The organism is Lentibacillus sp. (assembly GCF_035301925.1).
Taxonomy (GTDB): Bacteria; Bacillota; Bacilli; order Bacillales; family Amphibacillaceae; genus Lentibacillus.
Window position 1 is genome coordinate 1 of the sequence record NZ_DATGTI010000181.1, and the last position, 4239, is coordinate 4239.

The 4239-nt window shown below is 41.6% G+C and carries 3 protein-coding genes; all 3 read right to left on the minus strand.

Annotation, left to right across the window (positions count from 1 at the left end; translation table 11 throughout):
• Window positions 1–295: 295 nt before the first annotated feature.
• On the minus strand, window positions 296–2167 hold the full coding sequence (locus VK080_RS14800; protein ID WP_324225544.1) for an OPT family oligopeptide transporter: 1872 nt from the start codon (window positions 2165–2167) through the stop codon (window positions 296–298).
• A 434-nt stretch (window positions 2168–2601) separates the two neighbouring features.
• Window positions 2602–3030, minus strand: coding sequence for an IDEAL domain-containing protein (locus VK080_RS14805; RefSeq protein WP_324225545.1), 429 nt, complete (start codon window positions 3028–3030; stop codon window positions 2602–2604).
• Window positions 3031–3179: 149 nt separating this feature from the next.
• A partial coding sequence (locus VK080_RS14810; protein WP_324225546.1) for a hypothetical protein occupies window positions 3180–4239 on the minus strand: 1060 nt, incomplete at its 5' end.

Below are 4239 nucleotides of genomic sequence, written 5' to 3' on the forward strand. Positions count from 1 at the left end.
TATTTAGTTGATATATCTCATTTTGGGTTGATATCTATTCTTTTTGGTTGATAATTCTCCAATTTGGTTGATTTCCACTGGATTCAGTTGATATATCCGAACGTTCACAGAATCATCCGACCATTTTCCTGCTAATTCAGCCTTTCAGCATGAAGATGTTAAAAACTTGGCTTATCGTCACATTTTTTGTAAAAGGTATAATTGCACTTATGCAAATTGGAAAGTTTTATATTTGCCTATCTCCAAAAAAAGAGCTATCCCATTCGAAGAGATAGCTCTGTTCCATTAAATTTCTTTATTTAGCAATTTTCTTATTCGCCGTATGGAACAAGTACCATGCCACAATGCCGATTACAATCAAGGATACCCAAGGGCCGAAGATTGTTTCTTCAGGGAATACTGCCCCGGCTGTGACAGCTAATGCGACAATGACACCCATTAATGCTTCACCTGCGATATAACCTGATGCGAGCAGAATACCGCGTTCATTTTTCGCATCATATTCTTCTTTATTTTTCGTACGGCGTTTAATAATACCATTGATAAGTCCACCAATCATGATTGGAGCTGTTGTATGAATTGGCAGATAAAGCCCGACAGCAAATGGCAATGAACCGATGCCGAACAATTCAACCGTCGCTGCAGCTGCAGCACCGATAAAGATTAAGTTCCAAGGCAAATCACCGCTCATGATGCCATCAACAATCATGGACATCAGTACGGCCTGTGGTGCCGGCAGCTCTTCTGAACCGAATCCATACGCATTATCAAGCAAAATCAGGATAAAACCTATGACAATACTTACAATCAACACACCATAGAGCTGTGCAATTTGCTGCCATTTTGGTGTTGCACCAACAATATAACCCGTTTTCAAATCCTGTGATGTATCTCCGGCAATCGCTGCTGCAATACAGACAACCGAACCGATGATTATCGCGGTTACGGCACCTGCTTGTCCAGTTTGACCGATAGCGGAAAGCACTAATGAAATAAAAATCAGTGCTCCGATCGTCATACCGGACACAGGGTTGGACGAGCTTCCCACAACACCGACAATCCGGGATGATACGGTCACAAAGAAAAAGCCAAAAATAAACAGCAATAAGGCTCCGATAATCCCAACATTAATAGTTGGATAGAACATTAAAATACCTATGAACACAACGGTCAGAACAACGATTGATGTCATCGGAATATCTCTGTCCGTACGCAAGTCGGTCGTTTCACCAGCAGCGGAAAAACCTCTAACCGATCCGGTAAATGACGCTGCAATTGTCGGCATTGTTTTGATTAATCCCATAATACCGCCGAATGCTACAGCACCAGCACCAATGTAACGAAGATAGTTATCCCAGATATCATGAAAGCCCATTTCTGATATTGGTACATCACCCGGATAAATCGGAGCAGACGAGACATCACCGATAAAACTGATCAGCGGAATGATTCCGAGCCAGCCCAGGACACCACCAGCAAACATGATGCCGGCAATTCGCGGTCCAATGATATACCCGACACCAAGCATGGCAGGCAATGTGTCCATTCCGATTGCTGCATTTTTAAATTTGTAAATTTCCCACTCGACAGATGAAGGGAAAGCTTTGACAGCATCCGTTAACAGTTTAAATGCTGCACCGATGCCAAGGCCTCCCATTACCAGCTTGGCACCTTTTCCGCCTTTTTCACCGGCATGGAGTACCTCAGCGCATGCGGTACCTTCCGGATAAGGGAGCGTGTCATGCTCGTTAACAATCAATGCACGACGAAGCGGAATCATCAGGACGACACCCAGAATACCGCCCGCAAGCGCAATGATCGCAATCGTCGTCAAGCTTGGCTGAAGCTGCCAAATAAACAATGCAGGCAGCGTAAAAATAACACCTGCAGCAAGCGATTCACCAGTAGAAGTGATCGTCTGCACAATATTATTTTCCAAAATGGACGTCCGCTTCATGATAATACGCAGAACCGCCATCGAAATAACCGCAGCCGGAATTGAAGCGGATACGGTCATCCCTACGATAAGGCCTAAGTAGGCGTTCGCTGCACCGAATACAATCGCAAGGACCGCACCAATAACCATGGCAACCCACGTAAATTCAGGCGGATTTTTGGATGCCGGCACATATGGCTTAAATTCGTCCTTTTTATCCTGTTTTGACATCTTAACACCTTCCTTGAATTTCTTAGTTAAAAAATGAAGTCTATTTTCCGTCATAAAGTTTAGACAATTGATAATAAAAAGCAAATTCCCCGAAAATAGAAATTCCTCACTATTCAAAAATAGTAAGGAATTAACACTTCATTTTTTTCATATTTGGCACAGGGAAGCCAAATAGTTAATTTATCTATAAATAGTAACATAAATTTTCATTATTAGAAAGAGAAATTTTAATTTCCAGTCAAAGTAAAACGTTTTTCTTAACAAGACAGGACATTATAAAATTTCTTGTCTGCCATATCTAACGAAGGGTTATACCACTAAACCCCGGCGATAAGCCCAGTTTTTTCAGTAAGTCTATCAATAACTTTCTGACGTTATTTTCTTGTACGCCTTTGCAGCTAACGTTTGCTGTAGAAATTTATCCCAATCATTCCCTAAAGCATTTTGACCAATCGATAAAATGCTTCTTCATTACGATTATCAAGCGCTTTATCAATCATCCGTTTAACATTCATACGCACAAGCTCATCAATCACAGCGGTATCTGCCATACCGGGCTCCGCCTTCTGTTCGTTATACACCTGGACAATCACATGCAGCTGAGCCAGAAATTCCGGAATGCACAACAGGTCAGACATCGTCATGTAAATGATATCTTTTCCTTTTTGAAAAGCGAATCGTGCATCAACATTTTCTACCTTTTGTGTCCTGCGATTAATTTTAATTTCCTCGGATTCAAATGGAACAAACTGATAAGCTTGTTTATTAAGAATGATTGCGAAATACTGATACGCTAAAACGACTCGCACGTACTCGTCATCTGCCTGAATATAATAAGGCTTAAGCATCTTGATCGATACCATTTTCATCACTCCCGGGCTTTATTGAACTCTTAATATTCTGTAAATTGATTATACTATATAACGAACATCAGGACAAGCGTAATTTTTATTTAAATCCTGCTGCGACCAACAAACATGCCGCTGATTCCGGCAAATCAACGGCATATTGACTACTTGCTTTGAATGGATTCGGCTGCTTTCGTGATAGCCTCATCCGTGAAATGTTTCATGTATGTTTCTTCTATCTTTCGGCGATAGTCACCCGCTTCTTTCAGGTAACGAATGCCCTGTTTCATACATGATTTATAACGGGTGTTCAATTCGCTGATGTCAGTTTCAAATTTCTCATCGGTCCCCGGTGCAATCAATTCTTCATACAAATCCACGATGACTTCCCCTTCACGGCCCGGAAAAAACTCATGTGGATTGGTACTATCAAAAATGCAAAAGTCCAATTCCCGGACTAGCACCATGTCAATGCTACTTGGATCAAAACTACAGTTATACCGTTCCACATCAAAACCATGACTTTCACAGGCGGCAGCGATTTTTTTCATAAACACGGACTTGCCTGTTCCAGCACGGCCTTTAATGTAATAGACGTTTTTGATGTCTTTGATGAGATGCGGTACAACATTCACGACACCATCTGCTGTATTTGTACCGAAAAGTCTTGTGTACGTGTGTGGTGTGCGATTCTTCTTTTGTATGTTGTTAAGCAAATCATCAATGAACTGTTCCGCAAACGCATTTGCGTGATCAAAATCCATTTGATTAATATATATGTCTTCAAGGTCATCGTGAATTTTCAAACCTTCCGCAAAGCTGTCGTATGCTTGTTTTGTAAGATGTTTAACCTCCGTCAGATCCTGTTCCTCAACTGGAAAAGAGGTTGCTAGATTGATTGTTTCGGTACTTTTAGTGGCAATCCTTTCGTCCAGGAAAGCCAGCGACTTTTCGCGGATGATAATGCCATCAAGATAATCATTCCCCAGTGAGCTTTCAAGTATTTCCAGGTGGTTGTTCTTATATTGCTCCGCGAGCTTTTCGATTATAGCTGTATTTAATCGGGCCGATGGATGCTGCAGTGCAATAATTCGGCTGACATGATGCAGGTTTGTCTCAAGATGATTGACAAGACCTTTTGCGGTGTTGCCGGTGACGTAGTAGTGGAGGTTGGCCAAGGTGAATGCTCCTTTCATGAGAAAATTATCATGAGATCTTCTTATT

What these genes read in the sequence shown, in the direction of transcription:
- VK080_RS14800 (WP_324225544.1), bottom strand. Translation starts at nt 2,167, where the DNA reads ATGTCAAAACAGGATAAAAAGGACGAATTTAAGCCATATGTGCCGGCA.
- VK080_RS14805 (WP_324225545.1), bottom strand. Translation starts at nt 3,030, where the DNA reads ATGGTATCGATCAAGATGCTTAAGCCTTATTATATTCAGGCAGATGAC.